This window comes from Rhizobium aouanii, assembly GCF_037002925.1.
Taxonomy (GTDB): Bacteria; Pseudomonadota; Alphaproteobacteria; order Rhizobiales; family Rhizobiaceae; genus Rhizobium; species Rhizobium aouanii.
In genome coordinates this window covers 99,322-121,815 of record NZ_JBAMYD010000013.1, presented here as the reverse complement: position 1 = coordinate 121,815, position 22,494 = coordinate 99,322, and the positions used below count along the sequence as shown (strand labels likewise).

The 22,494-nt window shown below is 61.8% G+C and carries 19 protein-coding genes and 1 riboswitch; of the genes, 8 read left to right on the top strand and 11 right to left on the bottom strand.

Features of this window, described 5'->3' with window-relative positions:
• Nucleotides 1-26: 26 nt before the first annotated feature.
• Together V8P77_RS22635 and V8P77_RS22630 are read right to left on the bottom strand one after the other, a co-directional pair.
• Nucleotides 27-1,100 (bottom strand): putative urea ABC transporter substrate-binding protein, encoded by a 1,074-nt coding sequence (locus V8P77_RS22635; RefSeq protein WP_335914352.1) that lies wholly within the window; start codon nt 1,098-1,100, stop codon nt 27-29.
• Nucleotides 1,101-1,174: 74 nt separating this feature from the next.
• Nucleotides 1,175-1,283: riboswitch (guanidine-I (ykkC/yxkD leader) on the bottom strand.
• Nucleotides 1,284-1,491: 208 nt separating this feature from the next.
• Nucleotides 1,492-2,409: a helix-turn-helix domain-containing protein gene (locus V8P77_RS22630; protein WP_335914351.1), complete on the bottom strand. Its 918-nt coding sequence runs from the start codon at nt 2,407-2,409 to the stop codon at nt 1,492-1,494.
• Nucleotides 2,410-2,495: 86 nt separating this feature from the next.
• On the opposite strand from V8P77_RS22630, the gene V8P77_RS22625 reads away from it, so the two are divergent.
• From V8P77_RS22625 to V8P77_RS22605, 5 genes are all read left to right on the top strand, one after another.
• Nucleotides 2,496-3,770 (top strand): extracellular solute-binding protein, encoded by a 1,275-nt coding sequence (locus V8P77_RS22625; protein WP_003549193.1) that lies wholly within the window; start codon nt 2,496-2,498, stop codon nt 3,768-3,770.
• An 89-nt stretch (nt 3,771-3,859) separates the two neighbouring features.
• A complete protein-coding gene (locus tag V8P77_RS22620; protein WP_020047639.1) occupies nt 3,860-4,720 on the top strand; it encodes a carbohydrate ABC transporter permease in 861 nt (286 codons plus the stop codon).
• Nucleotides 4,717-5,553 carry a carbohydrate ABC transporter permease gene (locus V8P77_RS22615; protein ID WP_011649800.1) on the top strand — a complete coding sequence of 279 codons (837 nt, stop codon included), beginning with the start codon at nt 4,717-4,719 and terminating at the stop codon, nt 5,551-5,553. Before V8P77_RS22620 ends, V8P77_RS22615 begins: the two co-directional genes overlap by 4 nt.
• Nucleotides 5,554-5,565: 12 nt before the next feature.
• Entirely contained in the window at nt 5,566-6,648 is a 1,083-nt protein-coding gene (locus tag V8P77_RS22610; RefSeq protein WP_335914350.1) for an ABC transporter ATP-binding protein, read from the top strand.
• Nucleotides 6,649-6,686: 38 nt separating this feature from the next.
• On the top strand, nt 6,687-8,690 hold the full coding sequence (locus V8P77_RS22605) for an aldo/keto reductase (protein ID WP_335914349.1): 2,004 nt from the start codon (nt 6,687-6,689) through the stop codon (nt 8,688-8,690).
• A 42-nt stretch (nt 8,691-8,732) separates the two neighbouring features.
• On the opposite strand, the gene cydX is transcribed toward V8P77_RS22605, so the two are convergent.
• The 7 genes from cydX to V8P77_RS22570 all read right to left on the bottom strand — a co-directional run bounded on the left by cydX (nt 8,733) and on the right by V8P77_RS22570 (nt 16,660).
• Nucleotides 8,733-8,855: a cytochrome bd-I oxidase subunit CydX gene (cydX, locus tag V8P77_RS22600; protein ID WP_024320108.1), complete on the bottom strand. Its 123-nt coding sequence runs from the start codon at nt 8,853-8,855 to the stop codon at nt 8,733-8,735.
• 97 nt (nt 8,856-8,952) lie between these two features.
• Nucleotides 8,953-10,107: a cytochrome d ubiquinol oxidase subunit II gene (gene cydB, locus V8P77_RS22595; RefSeq protein WP_335914348.1), complete on the bottom strand. Its 1,155-nt coding sequence runs from the start codon at nt 10,105-10,107 to the stop codon at nt 8,953-8,955.
• 6 nt (nt 10,108-10,113) lie between these two features.
• Nucleotides 10,114-11,694: a cytochrome ubiquinol oxidase subunit I gene (locus V8P77_RS22590; RefSeq protein ID WP_335914347.1), complete on the bottom strand. Its 1,581-nt coding sequence runs from the start codon at nt 11,692-11,694 to the stop codon at nt 10,114-10,116.
• A 75-nt stretch (nt 11,695-11,769) separates the two neighbouring features.
• Nucleotides 11,770-13,461 (bottom strand): amino acid ABC transporter ATP-binding/permease protein, encoded by a 1,692-nt coding sequence (locus V8P77_RS22585; protein WP_335914346.1) that lies wholly within the window; start codon nt 13,459-13,461, stop codon nt 11,770-11,772.
• Nucleotides 13,458-15,200: a thiol reductant ABC exporter subunit CydD gene (gene cydD / locus V8P77_RS22580; protein ID WP_335914345.1), complete on the bottom strand. Its 1,743-nt coding sequence runs from the start codon at nt 15,198-15,200 to the stop codon at nt 13,458-13,460. Before cydD ends, V8P77_RS22585 begins: the two co-directional genes overlap by 4 nt.
• Before the next feature lie 4 nt (nt 15,201-15,204).
• Nucleotides 15,205-15,783 (bottom strand): GbsR/MarR family transcriptional regulator, encoded by a 579-nt coding sequence (locus V8P77_RS22575; RefSeq protein ID WP_026157699.1) that lies wholly within the window; start codon nt 15,781-15,783, stop codon nt 15,205-15,207.
• A gap of 277 nt (nt 15,784-16,060) precedes the next feature.
• The gene (locus V8P77_RS22570; RefSeq protein WP_335914344.1) at nt 16,061-16,660 is read right to left on the bottom strand and encodes a HupE/UreJ family protein; all 600 of its coding nucleotides are present in this window, start codon (nt 16,658-16,660) and stop codon (nt 16,061-16,063) included.
• Nucleotides 16,661-16,938: 278 nt separating this feature from the next.
• Between V8P77_RS22570 and V8P77_RS22565 the strand changes: the two genes are divergently transcribed.
• Entirely contained in the window at nt 16,939-17,970 is a 1,032-nt protein-coding gene (locus V8P77_RS22565) for a hydroxyacid dehydrogenase (protein ID WP_335914343.1), read from the top strand.
• A 28-nt stretch (nt 17,971-17,998) separates the two neighbouring features.
• Here the strand turns inward: V8P77_RS22565 and V8P77_RS22560 are convergent, their stop codons facing one another.
• On the bottom strand, nt 17,999-18,997 hold the full coding sequence (locus V8P77_RS22560) for a Tim44 domain-containing protein (RefSeq protein ID WP_335914342.1): 999 nt from the start codon (nt 18,995-18,997) through the stop codon (nt 17,999-18,001).
• An 84-nt stretch (nt 18,998-19,081) separates the two neighbouring features.
• Nucleotides 19,082-19,540 carry a YbaK/EbsC family protein gene (locus V8P77_RS22555; protein ID WP_335914341.1) on the bottom strand — a complete coding sequence of 153 codons (459 nt, stop codon included), beginning with the start codon at nt 19,538-19,540 and terminating at the stop codon, nt 19,082-19,084.
• A gap of 250 nt (nt 19,541-19,790) precedes the next feature.
• Here V8P77_RS22555 and V8P77_RS22550 point away from each other — a divergent pair, with 250 nt between their 5' ends.
• Both V8P77_RS22550 and V8P77_RS22545 read left to right on the top strand, forming a co-directional pair.
• Complete coding sequence (locus V8P77_RS22550; protein WP_335914340.1) at nt 19,791-21,137, top strand: extracellular solute-binding protein; 1,347 nt, start codon at nt 19,791-19,793, stop codon at nt 21,135-21,137.
• A 53-nt stretch (nt 21,138-21,190) separates the two neighbouring features.
• Nucleotides 21,191-22,492, top strand: a complete 1,302-nt coding sequence (locus tag V8P77_RS22545; protein WP_335914339.1) for a carbohydrate ABC transporter permease — start codon at nt 21,191-21,193, stop codon at nt 22,490-22,492.
• The last annotated feature ends 2 nt before the right edge of the window (nt 22,493-22,494 follow it).

The following is a 22,494-nucleotide window of genomic DNA, read 5'->3' as shown; positions in this document are numbered from 1 at the left end:
TGACCGCACCGCTGCTTTGACATCGCTCAGAGCGAACCGTCGGCGGCCGCCTTCATGTAGGTCTCGGTGAATCGCAGCTTGACGTTGCCGCTGTCGCCGAGAACCTTGCCGTCGGGCATTTCGATGCCGATGACGTCGGCGGACGGCGCGCCATTGCCGAGCAGGCCCTTTTCGAACAGGAAGTTGCGGACCAGATCCATCGTCTTCGGCAGGCCGTCCGAAGACGTGAAGGCAACGGCATCAGCCGGCTTGTCGAAAAGCTTGGTGACACCAAGCTGGGACTCGTAGCCCTTCAGATCGGTGCCGGATGCCGAGCCCATCGCCTCGCGGGCGGCCTTGCCGTCGGCGCTGTCGGCCGTCAGGAGAGCGGCCGTCTCATACCAGATGCCGGCGAGCGCCTTGCCGAAATTCGGATTGTCCTTCAGCACGCCTGTGTTGGCGACCATCAGGTCGATGATCTCGCCCGGCACCTGCGAGCTGTCGAAGACCTTCTTGGCCGTGGGATCCTCGAGAATGGTCGAGACCAGCGGATTCCAGGTAACGACGGCGGTGACATCTGCCGTCTTGTAGGCGGCGACCATATCGGCATCGGAGGTGTTGACCACTTTCACGTCGCGCTCGGTCAGCTTGATGCTTTCGAGCGCGCGGGCGAGCAGGTAGTGCGAGACGGAAAATTCGACGAGATTGACGTTCTGGCCCTTGATGTCGGCAAGGCTCGCTTTGTCCTTGAGGATCACGGCGTCATTACCATTCGAGAAGTCGCCGACGATGACCGCTGTGGTATCGACGCCGCCGGCGGCCGGGATCGACAGGCCGTCCATGTTGGTCAACGTCACGGCATCGAAGGCGCCTGCCGTATACTGGTTCATCGATTCGACGTAGTCGTTGAACTGGGTCACCTCGATCTTGATGCCGTATTTGTCGGCCCATTTCTTGACGATGCCGTGATCAGCAGCATAGCCCCAGGGCATCCAGCCGACATAGATCGACCAGGCAACCTTGAAGTCGGTCTTCTGTTCGGCCTTGGCGATGGAGCCGAGTCCGAGCGCCAGGGACGCCGTCAGTGCGGCAATCGATAGAATCTTCGAAAAAGTCTGCATTGAAATTCCCCTTTTGCTTTTCTTCAAAAGGGATCGGCAATGACCATCGTGCCGCCAATCCCTTGGCTTACGAGGTCTCCCGGGCTTTTGTCCCGCCGTGCACCCGGCGGGATGTCTCCCTCGCCGGTGGCAGCTCTCGGACCAGTCACGCTTTGCGACGCCGGAACCCTAGCCACCAACTCTACAAATATCGAAGCAAAGGGTGTGCCAATCTATAAACAATTGATTTCATTGAGGGGTGCGAAGGCATCAATTCTCTAGCAAACGCATAGTGCATGCACTTGCACAGAAAATGTGCGCATTCTGCCGCCACCTTAGGCGGCGGTTCTTTTTGCCCAGTTAAAAGCAGCAGGCGGACCACGCAGACACCGCGTTGCGACTCTATCTGGAGCTAGTTCCGAAAGGTCCCGGAAGGGATCGTCGTCACCAGCCGGATATCGCGGCGGAAATCCGACGGCGACATGCCGGCGATATGGCGGAAGGACTTGTTGAAGGCGCTGATCGAGCCGAAGCCGCTGTCCATCGCCACCTGCAGCACGTTGGCGCCCTCGCTCATCAGCATCGCCTGGGCGCGCGACAGCCGCAGCAGCGTCACATATTTGCTGAGCGTCATGCCGGTCGATCGCTTGAACAGGTTCATCGCATATTTCGGATGCAGGTCGGCGGCGCGGGCGATATCGACCGAATCGATGTCGTGCAGGAAATTGGCGGCGATGAAATCGCACATGCGCGCGACGCTGCGCGAGGAATGCGGATGCGGGTGATCGCCCTCGAGATTGATGGTCGCCTGCGACGTCATCGAATAAGGTTCGAGCGCGATCCGTTCGATGCGCAGCAGCAGCTCGTCGACGGCATGCTGGGCCTTGGCGGCTTCGCCGGAGTTGACGTAGCGGAACCAGCGGGTGAAGTTTTCGTTGTCGGCGGCATCCGTTGCCGAGGTCAGTAGCGTCTCACCCTTCATAAGCCGGCTGGAAACGCTGATCGGCAGGCGCAGCCGAAAAAAATAGACGAGCGGCAGATGAGCGCCGGCATAGAGCGAATCGTCCGAGGATTCGTCCATCTGATGCGGCTGGCCACCCCAGAAGAGGCACATTTCGCCGGCGTTCAGCCGGAATTCGTGATCGCTCATCCGGTAATGCACGGTGCCGCGCATCACGTAGTTGACCTCGACCTGCGCGTGCCAGTGCGGCATGGCCATAACAGGCGGATGGGCATGAAACATCTGCAGCGCTGTCGGCAAACCCTCGATGCTGCTCGCGCCGGGCTGATAGATTGCACGTGTGCCGACCTTACTTTCCGCCAAATTCATGTTCCCTTTTTAGGAGACACCCGCTCCCTTACAGATAGTCTAACCGCGTTCGTGAAAGATCGGCAATTGAAAAGGGAGGATTTTCAATGCGCTTCAAACTTCTCGCTGCGACCGCAGCTGTCGCAGTGCTTGCTTCCGGCTCCGCATACGCGCAGTCGGCCAATCTCACCATCTGGAGCTGGAATGTCGCCGCGTCGGCATTGAAGTCCACGCTTCCAGGCTTCAACAAACAGTTTCCCGATATCAAGATCACCGTCGAGGATCTTGGCAACAGTCAGGTCTTCGATAAGACGCTGGCTGCCTGCGCCGCTGGCGGCGACGGCTTGCCCGACATCGTCACCATCGAAAACTTCGAGGCCGAGATCTTCTGGAGCCGTTTCCCGGATTGCTTCGCCAATCTGAAGGAGCTCGGTTACACGGCCGACATTCAGGCGAAATTCCCTGAATTCAAGCGCACCGAGCTTGAGGTCGGCGACGTCGCCTATGCCATGCCGTGGGATTCCGGCCCTGTCGCCGTCTTCTATCGCCGCGATTTCTACGAAAAGGCCGGCGTCGACCCGAGCACGATCAATACCTGGGACGACTTTATTGCCGCCGGCAAGAAGATTTCCGCCGCCAACCCCGGCACCGTGATGGCGCAGGCGGACTTCAATGGCGACAGCGAATGGTTTCGCATGATCGCCAATGAACAGGGCTGCGGCTATTACTCGGCCGACGGCCAGAATATCACCATCAACCAGCCGGCCTGCGTCTCCTCGCTGCAAAAGGTGAAGGAAATGAAGGATGCCGGCACGCTGACGGCGGCCAATTGGGACGAAAAGATCCAGGCCAATACCGCCGGCAAGGCCGCGAGCCAGCTGTATGGCGGTTGGTATGAGGGCACCGTCCGCTCGACCTCGCCCGATCTCAAGGGCAAGTGGGGCGTCTACAAAATGCCGAGCCTGACGGCCGATGGCCCGCATGCCGCCAATCTCGGCGGTTCGTCGCTCGCTATTTCGGCGACCTCCGCAAATAAGGAAGCGGCCTGGAAATTCGTCAACTACGCCCTCGGCACGAATGAGGGTCAGGTGACCATGCTGAAGGAATTCGGTCTGGTGCCATCGTTGCTCTCGGCCGTACAAGATCCCTTCGTCAACGAACCGCAGCCTTATTGGGGCGGTCAGAAGGTCTGGGCCGATATCCTGGCGACGCTGCCGAAGATCGTGCCGAGCCGCGGCACCGCCTTCCAGAGCGATGCCGAAGCCATCTTCAAGGCGACGCAGACGAAGTTCTTCTCCGGCGGCTATCCCGATGCGAAGGCGGCTCTCGACGATGCCGCCAACCAGATCGCTTCGGCGACCGGCCTTCCGATCGCGCAGTGAATGACGAAGCCGGGCGCTTGGCGCGCCCGGCTTCCCCCCGCCGTGCGAGGCGGGCGACCATTCATTGGTTTTTGTGAGGAGGAGGCTCGATGCCGTTCAGAACCCGGAGCGCTTATGCGTTCCTCGCCCCTTATCTGCTGATCTTTGCCACCTTCTGGGTCTGGCCGATCATCAATTCGTTCCTGATTTCCTTTCAGAACACCCGCATCAACCCGTGGAAATATAGTTTCCAGGCCAATTGGGGCCGGCTCTTCTATGACCCGGCTTTTTACAACGCTCTCTACAATACGCTGATCATCCTGGTGATCCAGGTGCCTGTGATGATCGCGCTTGCGACCGTTATGGCCGTCATGCTCAATTCGCCGCTGCTGAAAGCGCGGCCGCTCTTCCGCTTCGCCTTCTTTGCGCCTGTCGTCGTCGGCGAGGTCGCCTATGCTGCCGTCTTCCGGCTGATGTTCAGCCTCGATTTCGGCATCATCAACAAGCTGATCTCGGCCGTCGGTCTCAGCCCGGTCTCCTGGTTCGACAATGCCAATGCCGCCATGGCGCTGATCATCCTCGCCGTCACATGGCGCTGGGCAGGCTACAACGCCATCATCATCCTCGCCGGCCTGCAGTCGATTCCCGATGATGTCTACGAGGCGGCGACGCTCGACCGGGTGAGCAAGGTCCAGCAGTTCTTCCACATCACCCTGCCACTCCTGAAACCGATCATCCTATTTTGCGTGGTGCTCTCGGTGATCGGCACCATGCAGCTCTTCACCGAGCCCTTCCTCATCACCAATCGCGGCGGTCCTGGCGGCGGCACCGAGACCCTCGGCCTGCTGCTTTATCGCCAGGGCTTCACCTCGCTGAACTTCGGCTATGCCTCGGCGATCGCCTACACGATGGCGGCCCTTGCCGTGGCGATCTCGCTTCTCAATCTCTGGGTCGGGAGGGATCCGAAATGAAATCCAAATCCCAATCGCTTCTGCTGCGCCAGATCGCGTTGCACGCTGCACTGGCGCCCCTTGCTCTCATCTGGTTGTTTCCGCTCTGGATGATGTTCGTCTTCTCGACCATGCCCGACAACGGCATCTTCAGCCCTGACATCGTGCTCTGGCCATCGACCAACTTCGTCGAGAATTTCAAAAACCTGCAGGCCGATACCGATTTCATCGGCGCGATGGTGATCTCCATCGGCGTGGCGCTGATCTATACAGTGCTCTCGGTGCTGCTGACTTCGATGGCCGGCTGGGCACTGGCACGTTACCGTTTCGTCGGCCGCTCCGTCGTCATCGCCATCATCCTCGGCACGATCACGCTTCCCTTCTCCGTGGTCGTCATCCCGCAATTCATCATGGTGGCGCGTGAGTTCAAGCTGGCAAACACCTGGGTGGCTCTGATCGTGCCGCCGCTGTTCAATTCGCTCGGCGTGCTGTTCATGCGGCAATCCTTCTCGATGATGCCGGGCGAGCTCTTCGATGCGGCCCGGGTCGAGGGCGTCAAGGAATGGCAGATCTTCCTGCGCATCGCCTTGCCGCTGGCGCGCCCGACCATGGCGGCATTGGCGATCATTCTCTTCCTGCACTCGTGGAACAATTACCTCTGGCCGCTGCTGATCAATTCCAGACCGGGGATGATGACGGCGCCTGTGGCATTGGGAACGCTGATCGGCCTCACCAAGGTCTCCTGGGGCGGCATCATGGCCGGCGCGGTACTGCTGACGGCGCCGATCCTCGTCATCTTTGTGGCTCTTCAGCGCCATTTCATCGCCGGCATCGCGGCCGGCGCAATTAAATAATCGGGAGGCTGCATGGCAGAGCTTTCACTCAGCAACATCGTCAAGCGCTTCGGCGGCTTTGAGATCATCCACGGCGCCAATCTGGAGGTGAAGGACGGCGAATTCGTCGTCTTCGTCGGCCCCTCCGGCTGCGGCAAGTCCACGCTGCTCAGGATGATCGCCGGCCTCGAGGACATTACGTCAGGCGAGCTTCAGATCGGCGGCAGGGTCGTTAACGACGTCGAACCGGCCGATCGCGGCATTGCCATGGTCTTCCAGTCCTATGCGCTCTATCCGCACCTGACCGTCGAGGAAAATCTGAGCTTCGGCCTGCGCATGAACGGCAATCCGAAGGCCGACACCGAGCGGCGCGTGGGCCATGTCGCCGAGATCCTGCAGATCACCGAGTTGATGAAGCGCCGGCCGAAGCAGCTTTCCGGCGGCCAGCGCCAGCGTGTCGCGATCGGTCGCGCCATCGTCCGCGAACCACAGGTCTTCCTGTTCGACGAACCTTTGTCGAACCTCGATGCGGAACTGCGCGTGCAGATGCGCGTCGAGATCTCCAGGCTGCACAAGAAGCTCGGGACGACGATGATCTACGTCACCCATGATCAGACGGAAGCGATGACGCTCGCCGACAGGATCGTCGTGCTGCGCGCCGGCAATATCGAGCAGATCGGCGCACCGCTCGACCTTTACGACGATCCCGCCAATCAGTTCGTCGCCGGCTTCGTCGGCTCGCCGAAGATGAATTTCCTCAAGGCCGTGGTGGTTGAGACGCAGCCGGGCAGGGCGGTGATCGCGCTGGAAAGCGACGCCAATACGCGCCTGACGCTGCCGGTCGCCGATCCCATCGAAGCCGGCGCAAAGGTGACGCTCGGCATCCGTCCCGAACATTTCGTCGATGCCGGCACGGGCGATGCCGACCTCACCGTCACCATCGACGTCGCCGAACATCTCGGCAATACCAGTTACATCTACGCCACCATAGGCCCCGAGCAACTGATCATTGAGCGGCCGGAATCGCGCGTCGCCGGCAATCGCGAAACGCTGACGGTCGGCCTTCCCGCAATCCGCACATTCCTTTTCGACGGCGCCGGTAAGCGGCTTCGCTGAACCAAATCCCAGGACAGAAAGACGGAAGAGGATTTTCCATGACTTCAGATCAACCGATCCGCTGGGGCATCATCGGCCCCGGTACCATCGCCCGCACCTTTGCAGACGGCGTCGCTCATTCGCGCACCGGCAGACTGGTGGCGATCGCCACCCGCAATCCGGCAAAGCCGGGCCTTGCCGAAGGTTTCCCCGGCGCCCGCATCGTCGATGGTTACGAGGCGCTGCTCTCCGATAAGGAGATCGATGCGATCTATATCGCCGTCCCCCACACCGGCCATGCCGAATGGGCGATCAAGGCGGCACGTGCCGGCAAGCACATCCTGGTGGAAAAGCCGATCGCGCTCACAGCCTATGATGCCGAAGCGGTTTATTACGAGGCTAAAAAGGCCGGCGTCTTTGCCGGGGAAGCCTTCATGTACCGCGTGCATCCGCAGACAGAGAAGCTGGTCGAACTCGTCAAAAGCGGCGTCATCGGCACCGTTCGGATCATCCGCTCGAGCTTCGGCTTCAATATGGGCAGCTACAAGCCGGAACACCGGCTTTTCGCCAACGATACCGCTGGCGGCGGCATTCTCGATGTCGGCGGTTATCCGGTCTCGATGGCCAGGCTCATTGCCGGCGCCGCAGAGGGCAAGGCCTTCCTCGAACCGGAGAAGGTTTCTGGCGTCGCCCATCTCGGAGAGAGCGGCGTCGATGAATGGGCATCTGCGGTGCTCAAGTTCCCGAACGAGATCATCGCCGAAGTCTCCTGCTCGATCATGGCGCAGCAGGACAATGTGCTGCGCATCATCGGGTCCGAGGGCCGGATCGAGGTCCAGGACTTCTGGTTTGCCTCCGGCCACAAGGGCGGCGTCGGCAAGATCGAGATCTTCAAGGGCAGCAGCCGAGAAACCGTAGAACTCAGGGAGGATCGCTGGCTCTATTCGTTCGAGGCGGATGCGGCCGGTGATGCCATCCGCGCCGGCAAGACGGAATTCAGCTCTCCCGGCATGAACTGGGCAGATTCGATCGGAAACCTGCGTGTACTCGACCAGTGGCGTGCCTCGGTCGGTCTTGAATACGGCGTGGAAAAAGCCAGCAAGCGCACGGCAAACATTGCCGGTGGCGCGATCGCGCGCGGCAACAGTGTTCCGCAGCGTCAAATTCCCGGTATTTCCAAGCCGGCCTCGGTCGTCACACTCGGCTTCGAGTTCTTCCCGAACTTCGCCGCCGCCTCGCTGACGCTCGACGCCTTCTATGAGGCCGGCGGCAATGCCTTCGACACGGCCTATGTCTATGGCGGCGGCAAGACGGAAGCGATCTTCGGCGACTGGCACACGAGCCGCAAAGTGCCGCGCGAGGAGATCGTGCTGATCGGCAAGGGCGCGCATTCGCCGCTCTGCTATCCCGATATGATCGCAAAGCAGCTCGACCAGTCGCTTTCGAGGCTGAAGACCGACTATGTCGACATCTATTTCATGCATCGCGACAATACCGACGTGCCCGTCGGCGAGTTCGTCGATGCCATGGATGCCGAGGTCAAGCGTGGACGCATCCGCGGCATATTCGGTGGCTCGAACTGGACGCGGACGCGCTTCGACGAGGCGATCGCCTATGCCGAAAAGACCGGCAAGACGGCGCCGGCAGCACTTTCCAACAACTTCTCGCTCGCCGAGATGCTCGATCCGATCTGGGCCGGCTGCGTTGCCGCTTCCGATGACGACTGGAAGAAATGGCTGAACGAGAAGCAGATCCCGAACTTTGCCTGGTCGAGCCAGGGCCGCGGCTTCTTTACCGATCGCGCCGGCCGCGACAAGCGAGACGATGAGGAGATCGTCCGGGTCTGGTATTCCGAGCGCAACTTCGGACGCCGCGACCGCGCCATCGAGCTCGCCAACAAACTCGGCCGCAATCCGATCCACATCGCGCTCGCCTATGTGATCGCCCAGCCTTTCCCGGTCATTCCGCTGATCGGGCCGCGCACCGTCGCCGAATTGGAAGACAGCCTCTCGGCGCTCGACATCAAGCTGACGCCCGAGCAGGTGAAGTGGCTGGAAGGCTGAAGTAATAGAGAGGGCGCGGTTTGAACCGCGCCTTTTGTTTTTCTACTTGCGCGGCTCGGAAGCTTTCTTCCTGGCCGCGTCGTCCATCAGCTCATACCACATAGCGTTGAGGACGGCGAAGGCAGCGGCCAGCGGCAGGCCGAGCATCCATGCAAAATACCACATCGTTTGGTCTCCCTCAGAGCAATTCCAGGAAAGGTGCGAAGCGCTTTTGCCGGAATTACGCAAAAACAAAAGGTTAGAGCGGTTCTACTGAATCGCTCTAGTAAGCGTGGCTGTTCTTGTCAGTGATCGACTTCTCATCGACCTTGCCCCACAGAACCTTGTAGACCCAGGCCGTGTAGGCGAAGATGATCGGTAGGAAGATCACCGTCACGACCAGCATAATGAACAGCGTCATGTGGCTGGAGGATGCATCCCAGACCGTCAGGCTCGATCGCGGATCGAGCGAGGAGGGCAGGATGAACGGGAACATCGACAGGCCGACCGTCGAGATGATGCCAAGGATCGCCAACTTGCTGAAGAGCAGCGTCATGACCTCGCGCCTTGCCCGCATGGCAATGAAGGCCAGTGCCGCGCCGACGAAGCCGAGGACGGGCGCGATGATCATCCAGGAATGGGCGGTGTAGTTGGTAAGCCACGCGCCGTTCTCCAGCGCCACGGTCTTCAGCAGCGGATTGGAGGGGCCGATCGGGCTGATATCGCTGGTGATGCGATAGCCATCTACGCCGATCCACAGGAAGAGACCGCCGAGTGCGAAAAGCACGATAACGGCAAGGGCTGCGATGCTGCCATAGCTTCTGGCGCGCTCGGCGACCGGGCCACTCGACTTCAACACCAGCCAGGCCGCACCATGCATCGTCAGCATGGCTAGGGAAAGCAGGCCGCAGAGCAGAGCATAGGGGTTGAGCAGCGCGAAGAACGAGCCTTCGTAGAAGATCCGCATATCGTCGGCAAAGCGGAAGGGCACGCCCTGCAGCACATTGCCGACGGCAACGCCGAAAATCAGCGACGGCACGAAGCCGCCGACGAAGAGCGCCCAGTCCCAGCTGCTCCGCCAGCTGGCGCTTTCCCGCTTCGACCTGTATTTGAAACCGACCGGGCGCAGGATGAGCGCGAAGAGGATCGCAAACATCGCCAGATAGAAGCCCGAGAAGGAGACCGCATAAAGCGGCGGCCAGGCCGCGAAGATGGCGCCGCCGCCGAGGATCAGCCAGACCTGGTTGCCCTCCCAGGTGGCGCCAATGGTGTTGATCGTCACGCGCCGTTCCGTATCGGTCCGCGCAACGAAAGGCAGAAGCGTGCCGACGCCGAGATCGAAGCCGCCGGTCGTCGCAAAAGCGATCAGCAGGACGCCGAGCAGCAGCCACCAGATGAGACGCAGGGTTTCATAGTCGATGAGTTCGTGAAGGATCATGGCAGGTCACTCCGCGGCCGGGACGAGGGTTTCGGAAATGAGAATCGCTTCCGGCTCGTCGTCCGGCTCCGGTCCTTGCTTGATCGCCTTGATTATCAGGCCCATCTCGATGACGATCAGCGTCGTGTAGAGTGCAGCAAAACCGATGATCGTCAGAAGCACGGTGCCGGCGCCGAGGCTGGAGACGGCTGCTGCCGTCGGCAGCACGCCTTCGATCACCCAGGGCTGGCGGCCGAACTCGGCGACGACCCAGCCGAGTTCGATGGCGACCCAGGGAAGGGGGATCGCCAGCACGGCGATCTTCAGAAGCAGCGGATATTTGTCGAGATGGCGGCGCGCTGACAGCCAGAAGAAGGTGGCGGTCAGCAGGATGAAGAAGATGCCGAGGCCAACCATGATGCGGAAAGACCAGAAGAGCGTCGGCACGTGCGGGATCGTATCACGTGCGGCCTGAACGATCTGCTCGTCGCTCGCCTGGCGCGGATCGTCGACGTAGCGCTTCAGCAGAAGAGCGTAGCCCAGATCATGGCCGAGATCCTCGAAGGAAGTGCGCACTTCCTGCGCAACCTGACCCTGTGCCGGTGCCGAACGGATCTGCATCAGCGCGTCGTAAGCCTTGATGCCGTCGCGGATCCGGGTTTCGGCCTGTTGTTCGAGCTTGTCGATTCCGGGGATTTCTGTGGTCAGCGACCGCGTGCCGATCAGGCCCATGACCCAGGGAATGTGCACGGCAAAATGCGTCTCACGAGCCTCCTGGTCAGGGAAGCCGAAGGCGGTGAAGGCCGCCGGAGCGGGTTCGGTCTTCCACATGCCCTCGATCGCGGCGAGCTTCATCTTCTGGTTTTCGGTGGCGAGATAACCGCTCTCGTCGCCAAGCACGACGACGGATAGAGCCGAGGCGAGGCCGAAGGACGCGGCGACCGTCATCGAGCGCTTGGCAAGCTCGATATGCCGACTCTTGAGGATATACCAGGCAGAAACACCGAGCACGAAGATCGAGGCGCAGACATAGCCCGCCGACACCGTGTGGACGAATTTCGCCTGGGCAACGGGGTTGAAGACCACGTCGACGAAGCTTGTGATCTCCATTCGCATCGTCTGCGGATTGAGCGCCGATCCCACCGGGTTCTGCATCCAGCCATTGGCAATCAGGATCCAGAGTGCTGAAAAGTTCGACCCCAGCGCCACAGCCCAGGTGGCGACCAGATGACCGACCTTCGACAGCTTGTCCCAGCCGAAGAAGAACAGGCCGACGAAGGTCGCCTCGAGGAAGAAGGCCATCAGGCCTTCGATCGCCAGCGGCGCGCCGAAGATGTCGCCGACATAATAGCTGTAATAGCTCCAGTTCATGCCGAACTGGAATTCCATGACGATGCCGGTGGCGACGCCGAGCACGAAATTGATGCCGAACAGCGTGCCCCAGAATTTTGTCATCTGCCGCCAGATCTGGCGGCCGGTCATGACATAGACGGTTTCCATGATCGCCAAAAGCACGGACAGGCCGAGCGTCAAGGGCACGAACAGGAAGTGGTAAAGCGCCGTCAGCGCGAATTGGAAGCGCGATAACGCGACGATATCTAGTTCCATTGTCTTTCTCCCACGGTCCCACGGGATACAAGCGTTCCTCAGCGCCGACCGGCGCGTGAGGGCATGCACTCTCGCTCAGTCCGGCCGAAGCCGGTCGAGCGCCTTTTCGAACGCCGCCTCTCCGCGGCGCGAAACTTCTGTGATGCGACCGCCTTCGATGATGGCGATACGGTCTGCGATCGCCGCCTCCCGGCGGATATGCGTGGCGATCACCAGCGAGCGGCCCGCCGCCATTACCGACAGCCGGCAGAGCACGTCGCGGGCGGTGACGCCGTCGAGGCCCTCTGTCGGCTCATCGAGCAGCCAGAGGGGCGTGTCGCGCAGGAAGAGCCGGGCAAGCGCCAGCCGGCGCGACTGGCCACCGGAAAGACCGAACCCGCCTTCGCCGAGCGGCGTATCGATCCCCCGCGGCATCGCCTCGATCTCGGCAAGCAGACCGGCGGCGGCGAGCACTTCGAGAAGACGGGCCTCGTTCGCATCCGGGTTTGCAAGGAGCAGGTTGCCGCGCAGGCTGTCCTCGAAAAGCTCCGTCCGTTGCGTCAGCAGGGTCGCTTTTGCCACTGCAATACTTCCCGTCCTTGCCGGTAATTCACCGGATAGGAGGGCAAGCAGGCTCGACTTGCCGGCACCGCTGCTGCCGATGACGGCGAGGCGTTCGCCCTGTTGAAGCGCGAGTTCGATATCCTCGAGCGCCGGCACGGCGGAGTTTTCATGGAAGGCTGACACTCTCCCCAGCGAAAAAGCGCATCCCGGCAATGGCGCCGGCAATGGTTCGAGTGCCGCCGCGACGGCAAGCCGCGGCGCGATGCGCCTTGCCGCAAGCAGCGTCCGCCCAAGTTCCAGGGCACCGCGGCGCAGCGCTGCGAAGGGTTCGACTGCCGCAAAGGCGACAAGCAGGCCGAGCGCGGCGACAGGGGCGGTGATCGCCTTCGTTTCCGCAAGTGCTGCGACGGTGAGCAGCGAAGCCGTCAGCAGCAAGGTCGAGACGAGGCCGAAGCCGAATGTCAGGCCGGTCTCGACGCGGTTCAACTGGTCGTCGGCGCGGGCAGAGTAAGCGTCGGCCGCAGCGATGGTATCTATCTGCGCGGTAAGCCGGCCGGCCATCAGCAGATCGGTCTGGCCAGCGACGAGATCGATCGTCCGCGACCGCAGCGCCTCGATGCCATGGACGCGACTGCGGGCATGTTTGCGCGCCGCCCGCCCAGCGATAACAGGCAGCCCGAGGCCGGCACCGGCGAGAAAAAGGCCGAAGCACAGGCCGAACAGCGGATGCATCAGCCCCAGCACCACGCTTGCCGCCAGTGCTGCACCGATCGCCACCGCAGCCGGCACGAGGATGCGCAGGTAGAGGGAATCGAGCGCATCGATATCGGCCGTCAGCCGGAAGAGCAGCCGCGCGGGACGATGTGACAGCGCGCGGGCAGCACGCGGTTCGGCAAAACCGCGAAACAGCTTTTCGCGCAGGGCGGCGAGCACGCCGAGCGTTGCGTCATGGGTCGCAAGCCTTTCGCCGTAGCGCGCAGCCGTACGGACGATGGCGAGCAGGCGGATGCCGGCTGACGGCGCAAACACGTCGAAGGTGATGGCGGCAGCAGCCGAAAGGCCGGCGAGCGAGGTGGCGGTGATGAACCAGCCGGACAGGCCGAGCAGAGCAATGCCGGCGGTTACCGTCGCCGCCGAAAGTGCTGCGCCGAGCAGCAGCGCACGCCGGCGCTCGGAAAGGAACAGACGCAGGATCGGCTTGAGGTCTGCAATAGATCCGCTCATTCGGCGGCCTCCCTCACAACGATGTCGGCATCGACGTACAGGGCGCGATACATGCGGGCGGCAAGCAGCGGATCGTGGGTCGCAACGATAAGGGTGCGACCCCTGGCGAGCGTAAGCAGGCTCTCGGTCACCTCGGCGGCGGTGGCGGCGTCGAGATGTGCGGTTGGCTCGTCGGCCAGGATGATCCGGAGATGCGGATTGCAGGCGGCCCGCGCGATCGCAAGCCGCAACGTCTCGCCGCCGGAAAGCCCGATCCCGCCTTCGCCGAGCGGCCGGTTGCCATAGGCGGCAGCGACTTTTCCGAGCCTGGCGGCGTCGAGCGCATCCGTCACGTCGCCGCGCAGGATACCGGGCCTGCCGAGCGCGATATTGCCGGCGATGGTGCCTGCGAAAATATGCGTTCTCTGGCCGATCCATGCCATGCTGGCGCGCAAGGCGTGGGCGCTGTCATCGGCAAGCTCGATGCCGCCGATGACGATGCAGCCGCCGGTGCAGGGCGCCAGCCCTGAAATCAGCGAAAGAAGCGTCGACTTGCCGGAACCGCTGGCGCCGAGAAACGCCAGATGTTCGCCGGCGGCGATATCGAGGTTGAAATCGTCGAGGATCAACGGTTCGTCGGCGTCGTAGCGGAAATCGACATTCTCAAGACGAATGGCCGGCGCCTCGGCGACGGCAGATACCGCTGGCGCGACGTCGGCTGCTCCTCGGATCGACACTCCGCCAGCAGCGAGGGTGTCCAGGGCCTTCAGCGCCGCTTCGCCGGCCGCACGATCGTGCCAGACGGCCGAGAGTTCGCGCAGAGGCTCGAAAAAGGCCGGTGCTAGCAGCAGGATGAACAGTCCCTCGGTCAGGCCGAGCCGGCCCACCCAAGTGCCGAAGCGAATTTCGCCGAGCAGACTGAAACCGACATAGACGGCAATCATCGCCACGCCGAGCGCGGCAAAAAGCTCGAGCACCGCCGAGGACAGAAAGGCAATCTTCAGCACCGCCATGGTGCGTGCTCGCAGCGACTCCGCCTCCGACCGCAGGCGTAGTGCCGTTGCATCGACAGCGTCGAGCGCGCGGATGGTCGCCAATCCGCGCAGCCGATCGAGCAGGAAGCCATTGAGGCCGCCTGTGGCCACGAGTTGCCTTTCGCTGGCCGCCTGGGCACGCCAGCCGATCAGCGCCATGAAGATCGGGATCAGCGGCGCGGCGAGCAGCAGAACCAGTGCCGCGATCCAGGAGACCGGAAGGATGAAGGCAAGGATGACGAGCGGCACGAGGCCCGCCTTCATGCGTGCCGGCTGGAAACGGGCGAGATAAGGCACGATCAGTTCGGCCTGTTCGCCAATGACACTCGCGGCTTTGCCGGAGGCAGGCCGGCCGCGATCAACCGGCGACGACATGGAAAGTGCCGCGGCGGCGATCTGCCGCCGGCGGCTAAGCTCGGCGCGGGCGGCTTGAAAAGCCAGGCGGCCGCCGGCCGCGTCGAGACAGCTTCTTGCAAATCCGAGGGCGAGGATGCCGAGGGCGGGCCAGAGGACTTCATGCAATCCGCCGCCGTCGGCGATGCGGCCGACCGAGATGGCCAGCAATGCGGCCTGCGGGATCCAGACGGCTGCGGCCAGCGCCTGCAGCATTGCCGCTCTGCGCAGTCTGCCTTTCGCATCGGGACGGGTGACAGGCGAGACCGTGTCGCCGTCCGGCAGCGGCTCAGCCTCTTGTCTGTCCTTCGCGTCGAAGAAATCAGTGCTCATGGCGCTAACTCTTGTTCGCAGGATTTGGCCGGCGGCTGCGGCCGAGCGAAACGACCCGGTCCTTGGCTTCCAGAAGCTTGGTCACTTTCGCGCCAAGCGAGAGGAGCGTTGCGAGCCTTTCCGTTTCAAGTTGTTTTACGTCTTCATACCAATGCGTCAGTTGCTCGATCAGCGTGTGCATCTCGCTCATGCGCTGCTGCGCATGCCGCTCGGCATCGCTGGCTGGCCGCTGCATCAGGATCTCACGCAGAACCGACAGCGTCGGATCGACTTCACGCTTCTTTCGCTCCTCGGCAAGCGTCCTCAATATCTGCCAGACATCATCAGGTGTGGTGAAGAAATCGCGCCGGTCGTCCGGCTTGTGTTTCAGGATGACAAGATTCCAAGCCTGCAACTCGCGCAGGCTCATCGAAACATTGGAGCGCGAGATGCCGAGCGACTCGGCGATTTCCTCGGCGCAGACCGGCGCGGGCGAGACGAAGAGCAGGGCATAGATCTGGCCGACCGTGCGGTTGATTCCCCAGCGGGACCCCATTTCGCCGAAGTGGAGAACGAAGGACTGAACGAGAGGCGGAAGGTTCATGGTCGTTTCCGTTGCGTCTGTGATTTCAGAAATTTCTGAAATCACTATACTGACTTTCGCGTCTCGCCGGCAATCGGCAAGGTAGGCCTGCGTCAATTTGGATGTCCGTTCGTTGATCGTGGGTTAGATATAACCGGACGCGACGTGGCTGGATTTGACCTGAGTCAAGTCCACAGCACTTTGCCGCGATGACGCAGAAACGCCCGGCGGTGCGTTACGCATGCCGGGCGTTCTGTTGGATCGCGATGTCTAGGCGGGCTAGTTAATGCCTTCAGGCTTAGATTAGGCCGGCCAGAAGGCCGACACCGGCAACAGCGGCAAGACCGCCAGCCGTGCGTGTCACGAAGACGCCCTGACGTTCGCCAGCGCGGCCGATGACGTAACCGAGCGTGAGGCCGGCGACATGCAGCAGTGCGGTCGCGACCATAAAACCGGCGGCATAGGCGGCACCGGCGGCATTTTCCGGCATTTCGGCGCCATGTGCATGACCGTGGAAGATGGCGAAGAGGCCGATGATGCCGAGTGCCGCGGCCAGCGGCGCCTTGACGTTAAGCGCGACGACGGCGCCGAGGACGACGACGGAAAGCGCGATGCCGGTTTCAACGAAGGGAACATTGATGCCGGCAACGCCGAGGGTACCGCCGAGCGCCATCACCAGGACGAAGGTCGTCGGCACGAGCCAGCTGGCGCGGCCACCGAGCTGAAATGCGAAAACACCGACCATCACCATGGCGAGGACATGATCGAGGCCAGAGATCGGATGGGCAAAGCCATGGCTGAAGCCGGCAGCTTCGCCGATGGTCGGATGGGCATAGGCAACGGCTGGAAGCGCCGCGGCAGCCAAGGCAAGCAGGCCGCTCTTGATTGCTGATTTCATTGCTCATTCCCCTCGTGAGTTTTCGAATATCCTGCGACGGCCGAACACACGCACGGTTCCAAGTCGCGCGCATCACGCTAGTTCAAAGAATTCACGCCGTCAACGAAAATACCATGAAATACCGAGCCAATTCAACTGCTTATCTGATAGGCAGATGCCACTTTCGATAGCTTCTCCCGACGCGCCGCGCCTCAAGATCGAACTGGAAGCAACTCCGCAAAGGGGCTATCAATCGTCCGGCAGAAACGGTGCAAACCGCCGCGATGGAGGAGACGCCCATGACGAATACCGAACGGCCGCTGGCGATCAGCGCGCCCGAGCCGCGCACGCTCGATCTGATCTTCAGCGACAGCGCGCGCGCCGAACTGCATGCGAAATACGAGATCGTCGAGGCCGACCCCGAGAATATCGCCGGGCTCGGCGACGACATCCTCGGCAGGGCACGCTACATCATCGGCCAGCCGCCGCTTTCGGCCGAAACTCTGACCAGAATGCCGGGCTTGCGCTCGATCCTCAACGTCGAAAGCAATCTTCTCAACAACATGCCCTATGAGGTGCTCTTCCAGCGCGGTATCCACGTCGTGACGACAGGGCAGGTCTTTGCCGAGCCGGTCGCCGAAATGGGTCTCGGCTTCGCGCTGGCTTTAGCGCGCGGCATCATCGACGCGGATGTCGCTTTTCGCCAAGGCAACGAACTCTGGGGAGGGGAGGGGAATTCGAGTGCGCGGCTGATCGCCGGCTCCGAGATCGGCATCGTCGGCTTCGGCGATCTCGGCAGGGCGCTGCGCCGGCTACTGTCCGGCTTCAGGGCGCGCATCCGGGTATTCGACCCCTGGCTGCCGCAATCGATCCTCGAGGAAAACGGCGTCGAGCCGGCAAGCCTGGACGATGTCCTGACGAAGAGCGATTTCATCTTCGTCGTCGCGGCCGTCACCAGTGAAAACAGGGGATTTCTGGGCGCTGAGGCCTTCGCCAGCATGCGCAAGGGCGCGGCCTTCATCCTGCTCAGCCGCGCCGATGTCGTCGATTTCAATGCGCTGATGGCGGCGGTTTCGTCAGGCCATATCGTCGCGGCGAGCGACGTCTACCCAGAGGAGCCGCTGCCGGCCAACCACCCAATACGGAACCTGAAAGGTTTCATCCGCTCGGCGCATAGGGCCGGCGCGCTCGACAGCGCCTTCAAGAAAATGGGCGACATGGTGCTCGAAGACATGGACCTGATGGATCGCGGACTGCCGCCGATACGCTGCAAGCGGGCGGAACGCGAGACGGTCTCCCGCATGCGTTCCAAACCGGTGGCGGTGAATTAAAGACAGAGTATTGGTCTTGAGCGCCGCATCAAGCGGCGCGCTGCTCGGCACCCTGGATAGCCGCAAGCTTCCAATCGGCGCCAGACTTGCGCACGAAGGTCCAAACCTCGGTGCTTTCGGTCGGACGGTGGTCGTTGCCGGAAACCAGGCGGCCGCTGTCGCGTTCGACCATCGCGTCGATCGAGGAATAACGCATGGCGAGCGTCGCATATTCCTGGCCGTCCTCGCGCCAGGCCTCGGCAATATCGCCCTGCAGCAGCTTAACGTCGGAGACGCTGTTGCGCACACCGTCGGTGGCGTTTTCGCCAAGCTCTTCGGCGAGATAGGACATAGCCTCGGGCGTCGTCAGCCGGCGCAACGTGCCGTAATCCTCGGCACCGTAAGCGGTCTGCACTTGGGTCAGCAATTCCTCGAACTGATCGAGATCGGCCTGCGCCAGCCCGATCTCGTCGCTCGGCCGATCGCCGCGCGACTGCCCGCCGAAACCGCTGCCCGAACCGATCGTCGGGATCTGGAAAGACGAATTATTCGTGGGCGTCATGTTATAGGATCGGCTCTGGCCGCCGCCGACGCCGTAGGAAGGCTGGCGGCGGTTGGCGAAATAACGCATGGCGAGCATGACGGCGCCGCCGATCAGCGCGATCTGCAACAGCATGCCGAGCAAGCCGAAGCCGCCGCCGAAACCGTGACCGAGCAGCATGCCGAGAAGGCCGCCGGCAATCAGGCCGCCGATCATCGAACGGCCGAATCCGCCAAAGAAACCGGGGCGCTGAGCGCCGAGGGGCTGTTGCGCGGTAGCAGGTGCGGTGGTCTGCGGACGCGGCGTCATCGATCGTTCGATCGGTGCTGCGGTCCCAGGCGCGGTGCTGGTGACAGGCGGTGCCTGGAAGGTGCGCGTGCCGCGGCTTCCGAAACCGCCGCTGCCGGCGCGGCGCGCCTCGGCATCATCAAGGGAAGCAAAAACGGTAGCGCTCGTCAGAGCGGCAATGGCCGCGATCTTGGCAAAACGCGAAACGGCACTCGGCATTCCTGATCTCCTGTCATGCGCAGTCACGGCATGTCGAGATGTAATATAGGGACTCTTTCCCAAGTGTGAAGCTCTTCGGCGCCATTACTGGCAGACGTCTATCCAGCTGGCGCCGGTCAGCTCCGCCAGCCGCCCGGTTTCGATGCGCACGGCCGAGTTCGTCGAGCCTGCGGCCGGCACGACTTCATCGAAGCGTTTCAGCGAGATATCGCAATAGATGGGCAACGGTGAGGGCAGGCCGAAGGGGCAGACGCCGCCGACCGGATGGCTGGTGACGGCCACAACCTCTTCGGCATCGAGCATGCGTCCCTTGGCTCCGAAGGTGTCCTTGAACTTGCGATTGTCGAGTCGCGCCGTGCCGCCGGCAACGACCAGCATCATCTGCTCGCCGACACGCAGGCAGATCGTCTTGGCGATCTGGGCCGGCTCAACGCCATGGGCTTCGGCGGCAAGCGCCACCGTCGAGGAGCTCTCGGCGGTTTCGATGATTTCGATATCGGGTGCATGCGCGTGCAGGAAGGCGCGGACGGATTCAAGGCTCATGGCGGCGATGCTAGACCAGGAAACAAGCAAATTGAAGCGTAAAAGATGACGACCGAAAGCCGCCGCTTGCAAGTCGTGCGGACATCGTCATAATAATTTTGCACACGTGCTCAATTTTGTCATTCGGTCGTTACGTTCAACCCCTAGAGCGGGATACGCCACGTTTTCGTGGGGTTTTCGGAACGGCCGTCACGCAACAGTGATGACCCGTCAAGAGGCCTCACACTGCTCTTCCAGGGAGACGAAGAAGATGACCATTTTGCCGACATTGAAATCCCTTGCCGTCGCAGCCGCGATCCTGGCTTCGACCTCCGCAATTGCACTCGCCAAGGACGTTCACATCAGCGTCTGGGCCGGCGGTACCGGCCCGAACGACGTCTATCGCCTCGACGCCATCGAGATCGCAGCCCAGCAGCTGCAGCGTGAAGCCGCCCTCAAGGGCGAAGAGCTGAAGATCACCGTCGAGAAGAAGCCCTATTCGGCCTGGGAGGACTTCAAGCAGGCGCTGACCCTTGCCGCCGAAGCCAAGACCGCTCCGAATATCGTCGTCAGCGGCCATGAAGACATCGCACCCTGGTCGCAGGCCGGGCTGATCGTTCCGATCGAGGATTATGTCGATCTCGACTCTTGGCCGCTCAGCGATATCTATGAGAACCTGCTGCAGATCGCGTCCTATAACGGCACCGTCTACGGTATCCCGCAGGATGCTGAATCCCGCCCGATGTTCTTCTGGAAGCCTTACATGAAGGCGATCGGCTATAGCGATGCCGAACTGGATGCGCTGCCGCAGAGCGTCCAGGACGGCAAGTATACCATGCAGAACCTGCTCGAAGACGCCAAGAAGATGCAGGACAAGGGCCTCGTCCAGCCCGGCTACGGTTTCTATCCGCGCACCAGCAACGGCCCTGATTACTGGCAGTTCTACACCAGCTTCGGCGGCACGATGGAAGAAGGCGGCAAGCTCGTTTTCGACAAGGCCGCGATGACCCGCACCTATCAGTTCTTCGCCGATGCCGTTAAGGCAGGCGTCACCAAGAAGAACCACATCGGCATGCCGGGTGACCAGTGGTGGAAGGAAGTCGCCACCGGCAAGGCCGGCATCTGGGACGGCGGCACATGGCACTATGCCCGTCTCGTCAACCAGGAAGGCCTGAAGGACTTCTTCGGCAACGTGATCTTCACGCTGATCCCCGCCGGCGAAGGCGGCAAGGCCAACACGCTGACCCATCCGCTCGTCTACCTGCTGACCGCAGGTCACGACCAGGAAGACACCGAGATCGCCGCCCAGCTGGTCAAGATCGCCTCCGAGCCGCGCACCAATGCGCTGCATGCGGTCAAATCAGCCCATCTCGGCATCTCCAAGTCGGAATCCACGGTCGATTTCTACTCGGCTGACCGCTGGACCCGCGAAGCCACCGAGCGCCTGCTGCCGCATGCCAATGCGATGCCGAACAATTCCGATTTCGGCAAATATTGGAACATCATGTGGAAGAATCTCGAGGCATCCTGGACCGGCGCCAAGACCGTAGACGCCGCGATCAGTGACGCCGAGAGCGAGCTGAAGAGCACGCTCGGCGACAAGATCGTCATCCGCTAAGATCGAAGCCGGGCGGCGGCAACGCTGCCCGGTCGGTCCGCGAGGAGGCTTCTATGAATTCGTCTAGAACGCTCGGACTGGTGATGATTGCGCCTGCGGCGATCATGATCGTTCTTTTCTTCCTGATGCCGGTCGTTCTGACGGCGGTCTTTTCGATGACCAGCATGACGACGGCGACCGGCATATCAGGCGGTGTCTACCAGATCGCGCCCAATTCTTTGATCGCGCTAAAGTCGGCCATGCCAGACATTGCAGCCGAGATGGCTGAACCGCGCTACACCATCGACGACGCAGGCCTCGAGGCCGTCGAGGGCCTCGGGCTTGCGCCGGGAATTGCCGCGGAATTGCGAGCCAAACATACAGGTGAGGTCTTCCCGACACGCCGCGAAGTCGAGCGCATGATCAAGGATCTTGCCGAGCGACCTTCGACACGCGAGGTCAAGCAGATCTCCGAACAGTTCAACCGCTCCGTCCTCAACACCCGTTTCGACAGCAAGGAGCAGCTCTTTTCGGCACTGGACAGTCTGGGATTCAAGCTGACCCCGGAACAGAAGGAAACCGTCGCCAGGGTCACCTATACCGGCTGGGTTTGGACGACCGACAATTTCTCGCGCATGACCACCTCACCCGACATGGCGCGGGTGCTTTTCAATACCGTGCTCTACGTCGCTCTGGTGCTGATGCTGTTCAATGTCGGTTATGCGCTGCTGCTGGCGATCTGGACGCATTACATGCCGCCGACGCCGGCATCGATCTTCCGCGGAATCTGGCTCCTGCCGCGCATCACCCCTGTCGTCATCTACGTGATGCTATGGAAGTGGCTCGCCTGGGACACCGGGTTCATTTCGATCCTGATGGGCAAGTTCGGCTATCCGCCGAAGAACTATCTTCTCGACAACGCCTATAACGCCTGGTTCTTCGTCGTGTTGATCAACGGCTTCATCGGCGCCTCGATGGGCATGCTGGTCTTCTCCTCGGCGATGAAGGCCATTCCGAAGAGCCAGTTCTATGCGAGCGAGGTCGACGGGGCCTCCCGCTGGCAGCAGATCCGCTACATCATCCTGCCGCAGATGCGCTGGCCGATCCTCTTCGTTACCTGCTATCAGACGCTGTCGCTGCTTGCCTCCTTCAATGAAATCCTGCTTGCCACCAATGGCGGACCGGGCAATGCCACCGAGGTCTGGGCGCTGTCGGCCTATCACACTGCGCTGAGGAACTATGCCGGCAATCTCGAATACGGCTTGGGTGCCGCTATGGCATTGGTGCTCGTCGTCATCGGCGTGACGATGTCGCTCCTCTATCTGCGCGTCTTCAACTACGGCACGCTTGTCGCCAAGCCATTGATCGAGGATTGACC

What these genes read in the sequence shown, in the direction of transcription:
- V8P77_RS22590 (WP_335914347.1), bottom strand. Translation starts at nt 11,694, where the DNA reads ATGGAACTAGATATCGTCGCGTTATCGCGCTTCCAATTCGCGCTGACG.
- cydX (WP_024320108.1), bottom strand. Translation starts at nt 8,855, where the DNA reads ATGTGGTATTTTGCATGGATGCTCGGCCTGCCGCTGGCCGCTGCCTTC.
- V8P77_RS22635 (WP_335914352.1), bottom strand. Translation starts at nt 1,100, where the DNA reads ATGCAGACTTTTTCGAAGATTCTATCGATTGCCGCACTGACGGCGTCC.
- V8P77_RS22630 (WP_335914351.1), bottom strand. Translation starts at nt 2,409, where the DNA reads ATGAATTTGGCGGAAAGTAAGGTCGGCACACGTGCAATCTATCAGCCC.
- cydB (WP_335914348.1), bottom strand. Translation starts at nt 10,107, where the DNA reads ATGATCCTTCACGAACTCATCGACTATGAAACCCTGCGTCTCATCTGG.
- V8P77_RS22625 (WP_003549193.1), top strand. Translation starts at nt 2,496, where the DNA reads ATGCGCTTCAAACTTCTCGCTGCGACCGCAGCTGTCGCAGTGCTTGCT.
- cydD (WP_335914345.1), bottom strand. Translation starts at nt 15,200, where the DNA reads ATGAGCACTGATTTCTTCGACGCGAAGGACAGACAAGAGGCTGAGCCG.
- V8P77_RS22610 (WP_335914350.1), top strand. Translation starts at nt 5,566, where the DNA reads ATGGCAGAGCTTTCACTCAGCAACATCGTCAAGCGCTTCGGCGGCTTT.
- V8P77_RS22545 (WP_335914339.1), top strand. Translation starts at nt 21,191, where the DNA reads ATGAATTCGTCTAGAACGCTCGGACTGGTGATGATTGCGCCTGCGGCG.
- V8P77_RS22560 (WP_335914342.1), bottom strand. Translation starts at nt 18,997, where the DNA reads ATGCCGAGTGCCGTTTCGCGTTTTGCCAAGATCGCGGCCATTGCCGCT.
- V8P77_RS22565 (WP_335914343.1), top strand. Translation starts at nt 16,939, where the DNA reads ATGACGAATACCGAACGGCCGCTGGCGATCAGCGCGCCCGAGCCGCGC.
- V8P77_RS22585 (WP_335914346.1), bottom strand. Translation starts at nt 13,461, where the DNA reads ATGAGCGGATCTATTGCAGACCTCAAGCCGATCCTGCGTCTGTTCCTT.
- V8P77_RS22605 (WP_335914349.1), top strand. Translation starts at nt 6,687, where the DNA reads ATGACTTCAGATCAACCGATCCGCTGGGGCATCATCGGCCCCGGTACC.
- V8P77_RS22575 (WP_026157699.1), bottom strand. Translation starts at nt 15,783, where the DNA reads ATGAACCTTCCGCCTCTCGTTCAGTCCTTCGTTCTCCACTTCGGCGAA.
- V8P77_RS22550 (WP_335914340.1), top strand. Translation starts at nt 19,791, where the DNA reads ATGACCATTTTGCCGACATTGAAATCCCTTGCCGTCGCAGCCGCGATC.
- V8P77_RS22615 (WP_011649800.1), top strand. Translation starts at nt 4,717, where the DNA reads ATGAAATCCAAATCCCAATCGCTTCTGCTGCGCCAGATCGCGTTGCAC.
- V8P77_RS22570 (WP_335914344.1), bottom strand. Translation starts at nt 16,660, where the DNA reads ATGAAATCAGCAATCAAGAGCGGCCTGCTTGCCTTGGCTGCCGCGGCG.
- V8P77_RS22555 (WP_335914341.1), bottom strand. Translation starts at nt 19,540, where the DNA reads ATGAGCCTTGAATCCGTCCGCGCCTTCCTGCACGCGCATGCACCCGAT.
- V8P77_RS22620 (WP_020047639.1), top strand. Translation starts at nt 3,860, where the DNA reads ATGCCGTTCAGAACCCGGAGCGCTTATGCGTTCCTCGCCCCTTATCTG.